Raw genomic sequence first — 14,826 nt, forward strand, 5'->3', positions numbered from 1 at the left:
CCCGCTGGTCCCTAGGTAGGTAGCCTAGTCTACCTACCTAGGGCGGGGGGCCTACTGCTGCCTTGCTTCCTTCTGGGTGGTATCCGCCAGCGGTTCGCCGGCTGCAGAGGTGCGGGCCCGCCGTCGTATGGTCACGAAGGCGGATCCGGCCGCCAGCAGCACCACCACTCCGCCGCCGGCAATGGTCCAGCGGACACCAACCTCCGTGGCCACCCAGCCGAGCAGCGGAGCTCCCAGTGCAGTGCCGCCGTGCAGGACGGTCAGGTAAAGGGCCATCACCCTGCCGCGGAACTGAGGGTCCACGGAGAGCTGGACGCGGGTGTTGCAGCTGTTGAGGAAGGTCATCAGGGCAAACCCCAGGGCAGCCATTACTGTTGCGTAAAGCCAATACGACGGCGAGACGCTGGCCAGCAGTGAGAAGAATCCCAGCCCCAGCGCCCCGCCCAGGAGGAAGCGCAGCCGGGGGAAGGGCCTGCTCGCGGACATCAGGGCGGCGGCCAGCGTGCCAATGGCCATGATGGTGCCCAGGAGGCCGAATTCGCCAGGGCCCAGGCCGAACTCGGTGGTGGCCATCAGGGCATTTGTCACCTGGAAGTTCTGGCTGAAACCGGCCACCACGCCCACCAGGGCCATGATCGTCACCACCTCCGGGTGGCTGCGGACGTATCGAAGACCTTCGGCCACCTGGCGCTTTCCGCGCGCCATGGGTGTTGCGGGGAAAAGTTCTGATGGGCGGATGCGTACCAGGGAAAGGATCACGGCGACGAAGCTGGCGGCATTGAGCAGGAAGACCGGGCCGGTGCCGATCCAGGCGATCAAAAGGCCTGCGACGGCGGGGCCTGCCAGCCTGCCCGTGTTGAAGGACGCCGAGTTCAGTGCCACGGCATTGGGGAGGTCCTTCCGGGGGACCACTTCCGACACGAAGGCCTGCCTGGCCGGGCCGTCGAACGCACTGGCGATGCCCAAACACAGGGCGGCAACGTAGATCTGCCACAGTTGGGCCGCGCCCAGTACCACCAGGAGTCCCACCACCAGGGCGCAGAGTCCCATGGCCGATTGCGTCCACAGGAGGATCCGACGCTTTCTGTGCCTGTCCGCCAGTACACCCGAATACGGTCCCAGAAGCAGCATGGGGAGGAACTGCAGGCCGGTGGTGATGCCAACGGCCGTTCCGGAATGGTCTGTAAGGACTGTCAGGACCAGCCAGTCCTGCGCCACGCGCTGCATCCAGGTGCCGATGTTTGAAACCAGCCCGCCGCCGGCCCACATGCGGTAGTTGCGGTTTTCCAGCGCCCTGAAGGTAGTGATCATTTGGCGCTCATCTCCAGCATGAGCTCCGCGGCCCGGCTGAGCGTCCGGCGGTCCGCCTCGCTCAGCGTGGCCACGCGCTGGGCGAGCCAGGCCGTCCGGTGGCTGCGGGCCTCGTTGATCACGGTTTCGCCGGCCGGGGTGATGGAGAGCAGGATCTGCCGGCCGTCATCCGGGTGGCCTGCGCGTGTTACCAGGCCCTGTTCGGCGAGCGAGTTGGTAATCCGGGTCATGGACGGTGCCTGGACGTTTTCCAGTTGCGCGAGTTCGCGAAGGGTGCGGGAGCCCTTTTGGAGGTGGGTGAGGGCGGCGTACTGGCCGGGCGAGACAAAATCGCCGCTTGCTTCCGTGCGGAGCCGGCGGGACGTCCGCATGATCGCTATCCGCAGGTCGATCGCCAACGCGTCCATGCCTGCCTGGTCAGCGGAATCTGGCGCTTCAGGAGGTTTCGCGTCTGCAGTCATTGGCTCCCCATTTCGTTAGCAGCGTTAATTAGCGTTGCTAACGATTATTCCCCGGATGCCCGGAAACCGCCAGCAGCGGCAGGGGATTGGCACCCAAGCAGGACGTACGACGGCGGGAGGTGCCGCCGTCGTACGTCTTCAGGAGAGCCGGGACTACTTGCGGGGCCTGACGGGATACCGCAGCACCGTCCGCCACTTCTCCGGCGGCAGCCGCCGGAAATCGGTGATGTAGATTTCGTGGTGCATGCCGTTGTACTCGAGGCCGTGATCTTCCATGAAGTGCTTCATGAGCCTGACGGTTTCCGGTTCCGTGGTGAAGGGCCCGTGGTGCATCATCTGCACGGAGAGACCTTCCTCCAGTTCCTTGTAGTGGACCTGGCTGATCACCGTGTTGCCCGGCTTTTTGGCGGAAGCGGTTGCCTTGGCCGCCGCTACGGCGGCTTCATCCACGAAGTCCGGCAGCCGGATCAGCAGGGTCCAGTTCCACGTCTCGCGGGGGACCTCAGCGGCCGGAAGATGCTCGTCGAACCACCACAGCCCCTCCTGCTTGGCAACGGTGAAGTCCCGGCCCTGGGCCTTGGCTGCGAACTTCGCGGCGTAGGCCACCGGGTAGATGGCTTCCATGGCTGCCGTGTGTTCCGCCCCGCCCGGGGCTCCGCGTCCGTCCACAGCCACATACGGGATGCCGGCAAACGTGGCCAGTACAGGCCGGGCAGGCGGGTTGTAGTACTCGGGATGCTGCAGGCGGAGGTCGATTTTCACGGCGGGCCCCTTCGGCGCGGCGAACCGGTGCAGTATGAGCCTAACTGTGTCATTGGGCACTTCCGGCGTCCAATAGGCCGTCAGGGGTTGGGAATTTTCCTGGCATGCTGTACGTTGCAGACGCGACAAGGCAAAACTAGAGAAAAGAGTTGCACCGAATTGGCAGCCGATTACGACGAACTCCGGTCAGACGTTAAGGAGTCCCAGGACAAGTCCCTGGAGGCCCTGCGTTCTGCGAACACGCCCGACGCCCGCAGCGTGGTCCTGGAGTTGGATGAGGCGGACAACGTTGACGGGGTTAACCTCCCCGGAGACTTCATTGCCGAGGAACTGGTGGTCCAAGTCATTCCGCAGGCGAGCGATGAGTTCACCTGCTGGTCCTGCTTCCTGGTCCGCCACCGGTCCCAGCTGGCACGCGAAAAGAACGGCCACGCGTACTGCGTGGAATGTGAAGGCTAAAAGCCCTCACCAATAAAAGATCCCTCCCGCCGCTGGTTTTGCCAGCTGGCAGGAGGGATCTTTTGTCTGTAACAGGACCTACTTGTAGGAAACCCGCACGCCGCCCGTGGGGCTCCAGAAGATGACGCCGCCCTGGTAGTTCTGGGCGACTCCGCCGCCGTACGTGGCGTATTCGTTGCTGGTGGGGTAGCCCAGGCGCCCGTTTTCGTACCCGGTAGCAGCCCAAAGGGTGCGGATGCCGCCGATGGAAACGTATCCTCCGTTTGCGGGGGACCAGATGATGGCCCCGCCCTGGTAGGTCTGCTGGACTCCGCCGTTGCGCAGGCCCGTGATCTCGTTGCTGGTGGGGTAGCCCAAATTGCCGTTTTCCGCCCCGTTGGCCAGCCACACGGTCCGGATACCGCCAGTGGAAATTTGCCCGCCGGTGGCCGGGGACCACACGATCGCCCCGCCCTGGTACAGCTGGTGGACGCCGCCGTTCCGCAGTCCGGAGACTTCATCGGTGGTGGGGTAGCCGAGGATTCCGTTTTCAGATCCGCTGGCGGCCCACACGGTCCTGATGCCGCCGAAGGAGAGCCGTGCGCCGGTCGCCGGGGAGTACACAATGCAGCCCCGCTGGAAGCATTGGTAGCCGCCTCCGTTGCGGAGACCGTAGATCTCGCCGGTGGTGGCGGCGCCGAATGCTCCTCCGAGCTGCGCTGCCTTGAGGGCTATGGCGGTGGTGCCGGGTGCCGGGGTGGGAGCTACCGGGGGTGCGGTGGTACTGGAGTATGCGGCCAGGTTGGAAACCACAATTCGGAGTCCTGCGTAAGGGCCCGACGCCGGGACGGAGTACCCGAGGCCGGCATCAGTGAGGCGGGCGTCCAGCATGGCGGCCCGGTGACCTGCCGAGCCCATCCACCAGCTGACAATTTGCTCCGGCGTGGAGTTGATGCCGATGTTCTCCCGGTACATGGTGGCACCGGGTGGAATCAGGGAGCCTCCGGCGTCCGGGCGGTGGATCTTGGCCCAGTCGAACGTCGGGCTGACCATGGCAACGCCCAGCTTGTTGGCCCAGTCCTGGGAAACGTCGGCAATGCGCTGGTTCCAGGCCAGCTGCCTGACGCCTGCCTTGGCCCTTTCCGCATTGATGAGGTCGTGCGTCTTTTTGGCGAAGGCGTCGTTATATGTGGCCGTCGGAACGCGCGAAGGCAGTGGTGTGGCAGCGGATGCACCTGCCCCAAGGAGTCCGAAGGTGAGCGCAAGAACGACGCCCAGCGTTGCTGACGCAGCGCCGGTGAATGGTCTTTTCATAAATCCCTAGATCGGTTTGGGCCAGGAGCAGTGTCCGGGGCAGGCTGGGTCAGCGGAAGGTGTTGACGGATTGGCACTTCTGGTCCTGCGCCGTTTGCGAGACAACGTCTCGGGTGCTCGGCGCGGGCAGTGTGGGCTGATCGCCCGTGGTGAAGTCTATTCCCAGGTAGAGCTGGACTCCCTGGACCCCTGGTGCCGCCAACACGTTTGCCGGTGGGAGTCCGAAGACTGCTGCCAGGTCCGCCGCCACATCGTCGAAGTCGGCGCCGTAGTAGATGACTGTCTCGTCAGTAGGCTGGGCCGCGATGCGGGTGACGTTGGTGAAACCGGTGCCGGCAAGGATTGCCGCGATGTCGTTGCTTCGGCCCACTATGCTGGTGCCGTTTGCCACCGTAATGGGCTGCAGTGCCTTGTCGTACTCCGGCTGCGGGGCTGGGGACGAAGGCGCATCCGGGGCGGGTGCCGGGCCGGACAGGTCGGCGCTTTGCATCAGCGCGGCGAACAGGTTTCCGGCTGCCGGTTCCGCCAGCTGCAGCCTGTTCGGATTAGCGGCGGGAACCGTGGGGACGGTGATGAAGTTGACCTTGGCCGGATCGATGTTCTTCAGCCTGTCGGCAATCGTCAGCAGCGCCGGGATGGAAGCCAGGCCCTTATCCACGGTCAGGTTCCGGGTAACGGTATCAGCGATACCCAGTACTTTCTGGGGGTCGCTGAGCGTGCCTTCATCTTTGAGTTTGCGGGTCAAGGAGCCCAGGAACGCCTGCTGCGCCTGGATCCGGCCCAGGTCCCCGCCGTCGGCGAAACCGTAACGGGTTCGAAGGAAGGCAAGTGCCTGATCCCCTTGAACCGATGAGCTGCCGGCAGGCAGGCGGAGCCCGGAATCCGGGTCGTAGACGGCGGAGTCAACACAGACCTCGACGCCGCCCACGGTGTTGGAGAGTTCCTTCACCGAGTTGAAATCAGCCATCATGAAGTGGTCGATCTCGAAGCCGGTGACGTTGTTGACGGTATCTACGGCGCAGCCGATTCCGGCCTCTGCCATGGCACTGTTGATCATCGCGTTCCGGCGCGCCGGGTACTCGAGTCCCGTTTCCTGGTCCGTGCATGTGGGGACGTCCACCAGGAGGTCACGCGGGAAGCTGACCACGTTGACGTCCTGGTTGTCCGCGGAAATGTCCAGCAGCATCATCACGTCGGACTGCCCGTAGCCGGTGGACTGGTCTGCGGTGCCGAAATCCCCGTTCTTGCCGTCGCGTGTATCCGTGCCCAGGATGAGGACCTGCAGCCGGTCTGTTTTGTCGTTGATCGGGCCTTCGGACCGCTGGCCGCCTGCGCCCAGGGCAGATGTGGTGATGTTGGACTGCAGGCGCCAGGCCCAGTACCCGCCGAACCCAAGGGCAGCCACCAGGGCCGCGCCCACTACAATCCCGGTGATCTTGAGCCATCCAGGTGCCTGGCGGTAGGAGAAACGCCGGCGGCTGGCTGAAACGAGTTTCCCCTGGCCCGGATACTGTGCCGGTTCGGGATCAGCTGGTTCCGGGCGCGGTGCATTGGTGCGGCTGTACAACGGGACGACCTTTCGAGGTGATGGCCCCTCCACGCTACCGGGGCTCACTTCCGCACAAAGCACCAGATTGGCACATCTTGGACGTTTTGATACTGAAAAGTAACCTTGGGCCGTTGAATGCCTGCAGCCGCGTTAACGGCAAAGGACCCCGTGCAATCGCTGCTGGGCGATGGCACGGGGTCCCTCTACTGAGCTTCCTATCAGAATCGAACTGATGACCTTTTCATTACGAGTGAAACGCTCTACCGACTGAGCTAAGGAAGCACCGCATGCGCTGACCGGCGGGGCCGATCGGTTCACGCAAGAGTCAACTGTAATGGAGTGTCCGCGTCCGGGTCAAAATGAGCCGGGAGAGCTGGCAGCACCCTTCCCTTTTGCCGTTGGCCTGAAGTTCACCTGGCGGTCGCGGGGCATTCAGCCGCTGATCCAGGCAGCCGCGGAAGCTGGGGAGATGCACAGTCGGATGGGGGACGAAAGGTGGGGATTTCACTGGAACATCAAGCAGTTGGGGTGCCGGACGTGAAGCTCGCGGTCCTGGCCATGGTGGGGACAACGGTGTCCGACGGCGGCCTGCTGGACAGTGCGCTGGCCCGGGTTCTTGCCGAGCAGGGAATCCGGGAAGGCTCCCCGGAGCACGCCGCCATGGTGGATTACGCCCGCCGGGCTTCGGGGACATCGAAGCTTGAGGTGTTTGCCAGGTTCTTTCCGGAACCCGGCAGGGCCGAAGAGGCAAACCGGAGTTTTGAACGCCATTGTGATGGGCTGATCGGCTCAGGGGCGGTCCAGCCGATTCCCGGCGCGGAGGAGGCCATCGGCAAGCTGCGCGCCGAGGGGATCCACGTCTGCCTGGCTACCGGATTTGGCCGCCACACGCAGAACACCCTGCTGGAGGCACTGGGCTGGATGGGGCTGGCGGACCTGAGCCTCTGCCCCGCGGACGCCGGGCGCGGCAGGCCCTACCCGGACATGGTCCTGACGGCTGTTCTGGCGCTTGACCTCGACGATGTACGGAATGTAGCGGTAGTCGGGGATTCGACGGCGGATATGCGGTCGGGCCTGAGCGCGGGCGCCGGGCTGGTGGCCGGGGTTCTCACCGGAGCGCACGATGAGGCAACGTTGCGCGCGGCCGGTGCTGCCGCCGTCGTGCCTTCCATCGCGGACGTTCCGCACCTGCTCAGCCGCGGCTGACGGGCTCGGGCAGGGGCGGTCAGCAGACGCTGTTGTCCGCCGGAACGGTGCCGTGCAGGAAGTACTGGTCAACCAGCCCGGTCACGCAGCTGTTGGACCGGCCGTACGCGGTGTGGCCTTCACCTTCCCAGGTGACCAGGGAGGCGTTGCCCAGCTGCTTGCGCAGCGAAGTGGCCCATTCAACGGGGGTGGCGGGGTCGCCGGTGGTCCCAACCACCACGATCGGCTGTTCACCTGAATACTCCACGGGAGCAGGGGAGCGTACGTTCTTGTAGGGCCAGTCAATACAGGTGATTCCGCCGTAGGCCAGGAAGCTGCCGAACGTGGGAGAGGCCTCGCGCAGCCGCTGCTCATCTGCGCGCATGGCTGCCGTATCGGTGACCATGGGGTAGTCAAGGCAGTTGATGGCCGTGAAAGCCAGCGCCGAGTTGGAGCCGTACGTCCCGTTGCCCTCGCGGTCCGCGCCGAAGTCGGAGAGGCTCAGCATGGGGCCGACGTTGCCCTTGAGTGCCTCCGAAAAAGCCGCGGTCAGCGTGGGCCAGTTCGCGTTGCTGTACAGGGGCGTGATGATGCCGTTGACGAACATGGTTGCGTTGACCTGGCGGCCGTCGGAGGCGGTCCGTGGCTGCACGTTGATGTCGTTGATCAGGGCCTGGATCTGCGCCACGGCCTCATCCACGCTGCCCTTGAACGGGCAATCGGACCCCTGCTGGCAGGACCCCACGTAGGTGCGCAGCGCTTTTTCGAACGCCGTGGCCTGGCCGTAGGTCACTTCCTCGTTGCTGAGGGCCGGATCCAGTGCACCGTCCAGGACCATGCGGCCCACGTTGTCCGGGAACAGGGAGGCATAGACCGAGCCAAGGAACGTTCCGTAGGAGTACCCCAGGTAGTGCAGCTTGGAGTCGTTGGATACGGCACGGAGGATGTCCATGTCCTTGGCGGCGGACGTGGTGTCCACGAAGCCCAGCACCTCGCCGGATTTCTCGGCACACTTGGCAGCAAAGGCCTGGTTCTCTGCCCGGGCGGCGGCCAGCCCGGCATCGGTGCCCAGCTCGAAGACCTTGGCCCTGGCGGCGTCGCGCTCCTGGTCCGTCAGGCACGTGACCGGCGCGGATCGCTTAACGCCGCGCGGATCGAATCCGAGGATGTCGTACCTGGAGTGCATCTCGTCGGAGAAATACGTTGCTCCTGCATCCAGGACGAAGTCGTAGCCGGATCCGCCGGGGCCGCCGGGATTGACCAGCAGGGTGCCCTGCTTTTCGCCGGTGGCCGGCATCCGCAGCGCGGAGATGGTGATGGTTTCGCCGGAGGGGTTGGCGTAGTCCATGGGCACCTTGATCTCGGCGCATAACTGGCCGCCTTCGCAGGATTCCCAGGAGACTTCCTGCGCGTAGAACTCCCGCAGGTCTTCCGGAGCTGACTCCACAATTGAGGCGTCGGCGGTAGCAATCCCGGGGGTGGGCTTGGCCTGTTGTCCGCCCGGCAGGAGTGAACACGATGCCAGGACCATGACCGCCGCCAGGGCGCCCGCAGTCCCGGCCAGTGACCCCGCGAACCGCCGCCATCCTGTGGATCGCGGTCGGTCAGAACGTGCGGGTGCGAGGGTCATGCAGTCTCCTGGGTGATGGTTCTAGATCAGGCTGGAAGCCATGGATTCAATGGCAAGCAGCGGTGCAACGTTGGTGGTGGTGATCCGCTGCCGGGCCTTGTTGATGGCATCCATCCTGGCGAGCGTGACTTCGGGCGTGGAACGGGCCGCGAATTCCTCGATCTCGCCCTGAAGCTCAACGTTTACCAGTTCCACGGCGTTCCCCATCTGGACAATAAGCACATCCCTGTAGAAGGAGAGCAAGTCCGTCAGTGTGCGGTCCAGGGAGTCTGTGATGGAACGCTTGGCGCGGCGCTTCTGGTCCTCCTCCAGCTGTTTCAGCTGGCCGCGGAGGGCCGGCGGAAGGACACCGCTCTCCGGTGCCCCCAGGGTTGCCAGGAGGGCCGCCTTCTCGGCGGCATCACGTTCCTCATTGGAACTTCCGGCCTCTGCCGTGGCAATTTTCACCAGCTTGTCAGCCATCATGACGGCCGCGGTGATGCCGCGCAGCCCCAGCGGGAAGCGCACGGTTTCGAGGCGCCGTTCCCGTGCGTCAGCGTCGCGGGCAAGACGCCGGGCAATTCCCACATGGCTCTGCGCCGCGCGGGCTGCACGTTCGGCCAGGACGGGATCGACGCCGTCACGGCGCACCAGGAGCCGTGCGACGTCCGCCGCGGGAGGCACACGAAGTGCCACGGGGCGGCAGCGGGACCGGATGGTGACCAGGACATCCGCCGGAGAAGGGGCGCAGAGCATCCAGATGGTGCGGGGCGTGGGCTCTTCGATGGCCTTGAGCAGGACGTTGGTGGTGCGCTCGGCCATGCGGTCAGCGTCCTCGACGACGATGATCCGCCACCGGCCGTTGGAAGGCCGGTTCCCCGCGGAGGAGACAAGGTCCCTGGCCTCGTCAATGGTGATGGTGACTTTTTCGGTGCGCACGAAGGTCACGTCCGGGTGCGTTTCCGCCAGGATCGTGTGGCAGGAAGCGCAGGAGCCGCAGCCGCGGTCCGCCAGCTGGTCCTGGTCGCAGTTCAGCGCGGCGGCAAAAGCCTTGGCCGCGTTGGAACGCCCGGACCCCGGAGGGCCGGTGAACAGCCACGCGTGGGTCAGGGAGTCGCCCTGGGCAGCCAGCTTGAGCTGCGTGACTACGGCGTCCTGGCCCTGGAGATCGTCCCAGACCGTCATGGCACCAGGGTGTCCCGCGCCGCCATCAACGCCAGCACCCTGTCCAGGATCCGGCCGGCGAGGTCCTCCACGGTGAGGTCGGCGGGCAGCACCAGGTAGTGGTCCGGCTTTGCGGCAGCGAGGTCCAGGAACGCGTCCCGGATCTTCTTGTGGAATTCGTCCGCCTCGGATTCCAGGCGGTCCTCGGGGGCGTCGTTGGCTGTGCGGCGGCGGCGGCCGTGAGAGGGTTCGACGTCGAGCAGCACTGTGAGGTCAGGCTCCAGCATGCCGGTGGCCCACTCGTTCAACTGCCGCACGGCATCGGTGCCCAGATCCCGTCCCGCGCCCTGGTAGGCCACGGAGGAATCAATGTAACGGTCCGTGAGGACGGTCTGGCCACGCTGCAGCGCCGGCCGGATGACCTGTTCGGCGTGGGCGGCGCGCGACGCAGCAAAAATCAGTGCCTCGGTGCGGGCATCGATGTGCCCGTGGCCGTGGTCCAGCACCAGCGAGCGGAGTTTCTCACCAATGGGAGTGCCGCCGGGTTCGCGCGTGCGCAGCACCGACTGTCCGCGGCTTTCCAGCGCCTGGGCGAGCCGGGCAGCCTGCGTTGATTTGCCGGCGCCGTCCCCGCCTTCAAAGGCGATGAACAGTCCGGGCTTCTGCGTAGTCACCCATCAAGCCTACCGACAATCACCGACACCGACCCGCCCGCCGGGGCGTAACCGCTTTTCCTGTGGACAACCACTGCGGCATACCCTATGGTCATGAGTCTTTCCGAGGAACAAGCGCAGTCCCTGTCGGCAGAAACGGTTGTTGTCGCGGCCGGCCGCCCAGCCCGCGAGCGGGACCAGCCGGTCAATCCGCCGATCGTGCTGTCCTCCACCTACTTCGGCACCGGTCCGCTTGCCGACGGCGAACGCGGCTACGGGCGCTATGCCAACCCCAGCTGGGGGCCCTTCGAGGAGGCCCTGGGCCAGTTGGAGGGTGCCACGCTGCCGGGCCTGCTCTACGCCTCGGGCCTGGCAGCCGTCAGCTCCGCGCTCACCTTGATACCGGCCGGGGGAGTGCTGGTCATGCCTTCCCACAGCTACGCCGGCTCGCTGGTGATGGCCACGGAACTTGCGGAAAAGGGCTTCCTGGAACTGCGCACCGTGGACATCTCTGACACGGATGCCGTGCGTGCGGAACTTGCGCCGGAGGCAGGGCGCCCGGCCAGCATGCTCTGGTTGGAAAGCCCCACCAACCCCATGCTTGGCATCGCGGACATCCGCGCCCTCACCGCGGCGGCCCATGACGTCGGGGCTATCGTGGTCACGGACAACACCTTCTCCACACCCCTGGTGCAGCAACCGCTGAGCCTGGGTTCCGACGTCGTGCTCCATTCGGTAACCAAATACCTTGCCGGCCATTCCGATGTGGTCCTCGGTGCCCTGGTGACCTCCAACCCGGACATCCGGGCCGCCTTGCTGCACAACCGCATCATCCACGGCGCCATCGCAGGGCCTTTTGAGGCCTGGCTCGCGCTGCGCGGGCTCCGTACCCTGGCCCTGCGGATTGAACGCTCGCAGGCGTCGGCCGCGGTCCTCGCTGAACGGCTCAGCACGCATCCGCTCGTCGAAAGCATCCGGTACCCGGGCCTTCCTTCGGACCCCGGCCATGAACGTGCCACCGCCCAGATGAGGGGCTTCGGCTCCGTACTCTGCATCCAGGTTGCTCCTGCGGCAGGCCTGGACGGCGCCGCGGCCGCGGACCGGCTGGTCCAGGAACTGAAGCTGTGGCTTCCTGCTACCTCGCTGGGCGGCGTCGAATCCCTGATCGAACGGCGTCGCCGGCACCTCGCAGAGCCGTTGAGCGTCCCGGAGAACCTGGTCCGGTTGAGCGTCGGGATCGAAAATGTTCAGGACCTTTGGGCGGACCTGGAACAGGCGTTTGCCGTCCTGGAAGGCTAGGCTGGACGGGTGGACGTAAACTTGATGATCTTTTACGTGGAGCGGGCCATTTTCTTTGTGCTCGCCCTCGTGGCACTGTGCCTGGAAATCTGGGCCTTCGCGGACTGCGTCCGGCACAAGGGCTCAGCCTTTGAGGCCATGGGCAAAAAGACCAAGGGTTTCTGGCTGGCCATGACCGGCGGCGCCACCCTGATCGGACTGATCTCCCTTTCCGGCGGCGGCGGGGGCCTGCTTGGGACGCTGGGGCTCTTTGGCCTCGCAGCAGTAGTTGCCGCATCCGTATACCTGGCTGATGTGCGTCCCGCCGTCCGCGATGCCGGCCGCGGCGGAAGCCGCAACACCGGGCCGTACGGCGGCTGGTAGGCGCGCCGCGTCCCACATCGCGTCCTAGTTCGCGTCCTGCTGGGAAGCCGCGTCCGCCAGCGGCCGCACTGCTTCCCACGCCACGGTGAGTTCGCCCAGCCTCCAGCGGGAGACGCCGTCGTGAACCGGCCATCCGCCGTCGCGCAGGGCCTTGCACATGGCGGTCCAGCGCTGCCGGTTGCCGAACCCCGCCAAGGGTGCCGCCTCCAGCCACGCGCGGTCCATCGCCTGCAGCAGCCGGTGTACAGGCTCGCCCGGCACATTGCGGTGGATCAGGGCCTTGGGCAGCCGCTCCGCCACTTCTGAGGGCAGGCTGAAACTGCCAAACCGCAGGGACATGCTCAGGCTCAATGGCTGTTCCCGGTCCAGCGCAACCCAGCTGGCACGGCGGCCGATCTCGTCGCACGTCCCGTCAATGAAGATTCCGTCAACGGCAAGCCTGTCCTGGACCATCCGCCACACAGCGGGTACGTCCTTCTCCTCGTACTGCCGCAGCACATTGAAAGCACGCACCAGCACCGGATTCCCGGGCACGGGAAGCTCAAACCCGCCGGGATGGAAGCTCAGCCCTGGCTGCTCCAGCGGCAGCGCGGCGCGAACCCGCTCGGGTTCAATCTCGATGCCACAGAGCCGGACATCGGGCCGGATCGCCTTCAAACGCAGGAAAAGTTCGACGGCGGTGGCCGGCGATGCGCCATAGCCAAGATCCACCACCAAAGGGTCAGCCGCCCTCCGCAGGCGCCAGGCCTGCGGACCTGTGAGCCAGCGGTCCACCCGTCTCATCCGATTGGGGTTGGTGGTGCCGCGGGTGATGTTCCCGATCGGCTTTACCGGGTGCCCGGCGTTGCCGTTCCTGCCCCGGGTTCGCGCGGGAGCTACCCGCTCAGCTTTCTGCACCACCTGCCAAGACTAGCGGCCGGTGCGTCGCGCAATGTAACGCCGGAGGTAACGCCCGCAGCGGCCGGTGCCGCTCGGCTAGGATGAAAATCATGACTTACAAGCTGATTCTGCTGCGCCACGGCCACAGCGAATGGAACGCCAAGAACCTGTTCACCGGCTGGGTGGACGTTGACCTGAACGAGCAGGGACGCGAAGAAGCCGTCCGCGGCGGCGAGCTGCTGGTTGAGCACAATGTGCTCCCGGACATCCTGTACACATCCCGCCTGAAGCGTGCCATCAACACGGCCAACCTGGCGCTGGAAAAGGCAGACCGCGGCTGGATCGACGTCAAGCGCGACTGGCGCCTCAACGAGCGCCACTACGGTGCACTGCAGGGCAAGGACAAGGCCCAGACCCTCGCCGAATACGGTGAAGCCCAGTTCATGGAATGGCGCCGCTCTTACGACACCCCGCCGCCGCCCCTCGCTGACGATTCCGAGTTCTCCCAGGTGGGCGATCCCCGCTACCAGGACATCGGGGACGCCGCCGTTCCGCGCACCGAGTGCCTCAAGGACGTCCTGGTCCGCCTGCTCCCGTACTGGGAGTCGGACATCAAGGAAGACCTCAAGGCCGGCAAGACCGTCCTGGTCACCGCGCACGGCAACTCACTGCGCGCACTGGTCAAGCACCTGGACGGCATCAGCGATGACGCCATCGCCAGCCTGAACATTCCCACGGGCATCCCGCTGGTTTATGACCTGGACGAAAACTTCCAGCCAATTAACGCCGGCGGCACCTACCTGGACCCCGAAGCCGCTGCTGCCGCCATCCAGGCAGTCGCCAACCAGGGCAAGAAGTAAGGCTCCACGCGTCCTTCGCCGGGTGCTGCTCCTTCGTCGCTTTGACGCACTCCGGCCGAAGGACACGCTCCGCATTGGTTTAACGATTAACGACGCCGGCTGGTCACCTTTCGCAAGGTGACCAGCCGGCGTCGTACTTCTTTAAGCGGAAACTAGACCATTTCGCCGTTCGGGTGCCAGTCGCCGGTGACCAGGTATGTGACCTTCTGGGCCACTGAAACGCCGTGGTCCGCGAAGCGCTCGAAGTAACGGCTGGCGAGGGCCACGTCCACGGTGGTGGCCGGCGATTCCTTCCAGTCGCTGCTGGCAACGGCCTTGAACACGCTGGCGTGGAGATCGTTGACGGCCGCGTTGGCCTTCAGGATCTCGCGGGCAACGTCAAGGTCGCGGGTTTCCAGGAGCTCGGTCACCTTGGCGGCAATGAGGCTGTCCTGCTCTGCGAAGCTCTTGAAGGTCTCCGTCATGGATTCCGGGATGACCGAAGCCGGGAAACGGAGGCGTGCCAGCTGGGCGATGTGCCGGGCAAGGTCACCCATGCGCTCGAGGGAGGCGCTCATCCGCAGCGAACCCACGATCATCCGGAGGTCGCTCGCAACAGGGCCCTGCAGTGCGAGGATGTCGATGGCGCGCTCATCGAGGCTGTTCTGCAGGAAGTCAATGCGGGCGTCAGCGGCAATAACATCCTGTGCGAGATCGACGTCCGCGGTTTCAAAGGCTGTTGTCGCATTCTCGATTGCTGCGCTGACAAGTTTTGAAATTTCGATCAGGTCCTCGCCCACCTGGGCGAGCTCTTTCTGAAAAACCTTACGCACGTAGGCGTCCTTTCCTTGGAAACCCGCGGCGGGCGCCGGATTTCATCTTGCCGGTCGGCAGTCCAACCCCTGACTCTTCCAGTCCAGGGTGAACTGTTCGGCACTGCAAGATGAACGTTAGCTGAACCGGGGCGGCATTGGCGAAGTATGGACGTATTGCCGGATGG

General features: G+C 65.2%; 15 protein-coding genes and 1 tRNA gene. 5 read left to right on the forward strand and 11 right to left on the reverse strand.

Features of this window, described 5'->3' with window-relative positions; genetic code table 11:
* Positions 1-51: 51 nt before the first annotated feature.
* From ACPJW8_RS03560 to ACPJW8_RS03570, 3 genes are all read right to left on the reverse strand, one after another.
* Positions 52-1,311 (reverse strand): MFS transporter, encoded by a 1,260-nt coding sequence (locus tag ACPJW8_RS03560; protein ID WP_330188295.1) that lies wholly within the window; start codon positions 1,309-1,311, stop codon positions 52-54.
* A complete protein-coding gene (locus ACPJW8_RS03565) occupies positions 1,308-1,772 on the reverse strand; it encodes a MarR family winged helix-turn-helix transcriptional regulator (protein WP_330188296.1) in 465 nt (154 codons plus the stop codon). The genes ACPJW8_RS03560 and ACPJW8_RS03565 overlap by 4 nt, the downstream gene beginning before the upstream one ends.
* A 153-nt stretch (positions 1,773-1,925) precedes the next feature.
* Entirely contained in the window at positions 1,926-2,534 is a 609-nt protein-coding gene (locus ACPJW8_RS03570; RefSeq protein WP_330188297.1) for a GyrI-like domain-containing protein, read from the reverse strand.
* A 159-nt stretch (positions 2,535-2,693) separates the two neighbouring features.
* Between ACPJW8_RS03570 and ACPJW8_RS03575 the strand changes: the two genes are divergently transcribed.
* Positions 2,694-2,993 carry a DUF4193 domain-containing protein gene (locus ACPJW8_RS03575; RefSeq protein ID WP_330188298.1) on the forward strand — a complete coding sequence of 100 codons (300 nt, stop codon included), beginning with the start codon at positions 2,694-2,696 and terminating at the stop codon, positions 2,991-2,993.
* 78 nt (positions 2,994-3,071) lie between these two features.
* On the opposite strand, the gene ACPJW8_RS03580 is transcribed toward ACPJW8_RS03575, so the two are convergent.
* From ACPJW8_RS03580 to ACPJW8_RS03590, 3 genes are all read right to left on the reverse strand, one after another.
* A complete protein-coding gene (locus ACPJW8_RS03580) occupies positions 3,072-4,286 on the reverse strand; it encodes a CAP domain-containing protein (protein ID WP_330188299.1) in 1,215 nt (404 codons plus the stop codon).
* A 49-nt stretch (positions 4,287-4,335) separates the two neighbouring features.
* Entirely contained in the window at positions 4,336-5,853 is a 1,518-nt protein-coding gene (locus ACPJW8_RS03585) for an LCP family protein (protein WP_330188300.1), read from the reverse strand.
* Between the two features lie 191 nt (positions 5,854-6,044).
* Positions 6,045-6,117 (reverse strand) — tRNA-Thr (locus ACPJW8_RS03590).
* Positions 6,118-6,372: 255 nt separating this feature from the next.
* Between ACPJW8_RS03590 and ACPJW8_RS03595 the strand changes: the two genes are divergently transcribed.
* Positions 6,373-7,041, forward strand: coding sequence for an HAD family hydrolase (locus tag ACPJW8_RS03595; protein ID WP_425256405.1), 669 nt, complete (start codon positions 6,373-6,375; stop codon positions 7,039-7,041).
* A 19-nt stretch (positions 7,042-7,060) separates the two neighbouring features.
* Here ACPJW8_RS03595 and ACPJW8_RS03600 read toward each other — a convergent pair whose 3' ends face one another.
* The 3 genes from ACPJW8_RS03600 to tmk are packed head-to-tail and all read right to left on the reverse strand — an operon-like array spanning position 7,061 to position 10,467.
* Positions 7,061-8,650 (reverse strand): alpha/beta hydrolase, encoded by a 1,590-nt coding sequence (locus tag ACPJW8_RS03600; RefSeq protein WP_330188302.1) that lies wholly within the window; start codon positions 8,648-8,650, stop codon positions 7,061-7,063.
* Between the two features lie 21 nt (positions 8,651-8,671).
* Positions 8,672-9,814, reverse strand: a complete 1,143-nt coding sequence (locus tag ACPJW8_RS03605; protein ID WP_330188303.1) for a DNA polymerase III subunit delta' — start codon at positions 9,812-9,814, stop codon at positions 8,672-8,674.
* The gene (gene tmk, locus ACPJW8_RS03610) at positions 9,811-10,467 is read right to left on the reverse strand and encodes a dTMP kinase (RefSeq protein WP_330188304.1); all 657 of its coding nucleotides are present in this window, start codon (positions 10,465-10,467) and stop codon (positions 9,811-9,813) included. Before tmk ends, ACPJW8_RS03605 begins: the two co-directional genes overlap by 4 nt.
* Positions 10,468-10,560: 93 nt before the next feature.
* Here tmk and ACPJW8_RS03615 point away from each other — a divergent pair, with 93 nt between their 5' ends.
* Together ACPJW8_RS03615 and ACPJW8_RS03620 are read left to right on the forward strand one after the other, a co-directional pair.
* Positions 10,561-11,745: an aminotransferase class I/II-fold pyridoxal phosphate-dependent enzyme gene (locus ACPJW8_RS03615; RefSeq protein WP_330188305.1), complete on the forward strand. Its 1,185-nt coding sequence runs from the start codon at positions 10,561-10,563 to the stop codon at positions 11,743-11,745.
* Positions 11,746-11,754: 9 nt separating this feature from the next.
* Entirely contained in the window at positions 11,755-12,108 is a 354-nt protein-coding gene (locus tag ACPJW8_RS03620) for a DUF2516 family protein (RefSeq protein WP_330188306.1), read from the forward strand.
* A 24-nt stretch (positions 12,109-12,132) separates the two neighbouring features.
* Here the strand turns inward: ACPJW8_RS03620 and ACPJW8_RS03625 are convergent, their stop codons facing one another.
* Positions 12,133-13,008 carry a class I SAM-dependent methyltransferase gene (locus tag ACPJW8_RS03625; protein ID WP_330188307.1) on the reverse strand — a complete coding sequence of 292 codons (876 nt, stop codon included), beginning with the start codon at positions 13,006-13,008 and terminating at the stop codon, positions 12,133-12,135.
* Positions 13,009-13,097: 89 nt separating this feature from the next.
* Here ACPJW8_RS03625 and ACPJW8_RS03630 point away from each other — a divergent pair, with 89 nt between their 5' ends.
* Positions 13,098-13,847 (forward strand): phosphoglyceromutase, encoded by a 750-nt coding sequence (locus tag ACPJW8_RS03630; RefSeq protein ID WP_330188308.1) that lies wholly within the window; start codon positions 13,098-13,100, stop codon positions 13,845-13,847.
* 152 nt (positions 13,848-13,999) lie between these two features.
* Here the strand turns inward: ACPJW8_RS03630 and phoU are convergent, their stop codons facing one another.
* Positions 14,000-14,659: a phosphate signaling complex protein PhoU gene (phoU, locus tag ACPJW8_RS03635; protein WP_330188309.1), complete on the reverse strand. Its 660-nt coding sequence runs from the start codon at positions 14,657-14,659 to the stop codon at positions 14,000-14,002.
* Positions 14,660-14,826 lie beyond the last annotated feature (167 nt).

It is taken from the genome of Pseudarthrobacter sp. J47 (assembly GCF_049810315.1).
In the GTDB taxonomy this organism is placed as follows: Bacteria; Actinomycetota; Actinomycetes; order Actinomycetales; family Micrococcaceae; genus Arthrobacter.

What these genes read in the sequence shown, in the direction of transcription:
- ACPJW8_RS03615 (WP_330188305.1), top strand. Translation starts at nt 10,561, where the DNA reads ATGAGTCTTTCCGAGGAACAAGCGCAGTCCCTGTCGGCAGAAACGGTT.
- ACPJW8_RS03605 (WP_330188303.1), bottom strand. Translation starts at nt 9,814, where the DNA reads ATGACGGTCTGGGACGATCTCCAGGGCCAGGACGCCGTAGTCACGCAG.
- ACPJW8_RS03560 (WP_330188295.1), bottom strand. Translation starts at nt 1,311, where the DNA reads ATGATCACTACCTTCAGGGCGCTGGAAAACCGCAACTACCGCATGTGG.
- ACPJW8_RS03565 (WP_330188296.1), bottom strand. Translation starts at nt 1,772, where the DNA reads ATGACTGCAGACGCGAAACCTCCTGAAGCGCCAGATTCCGCTGACCAG.
- ACPJW8_RS03630 (WP_330188308.1), top strand. Translation starts at nt 13,098, where the DNA reads ATGACTTACAAGCTGATTCTGCTGCGCCACGGCCACAGCGAATGGAAC.
- ACPJW8_RS03600 (WP_330188302.1), bottom strand. Translation starts at nt 8,650, where the DNA reads ATGACCCTCGCACCCGCACGTTCTGACCGACCGCGATCCACAGGATGG.
- ACPJW8_RS03580 (WP_330188299.1), bottom strand. Translation starts at nt 4,286, where the DNA reads ATGAAAAGACCATTCACCGGCGCTGCGTCAGCAACGCTGGGCGTCGTT.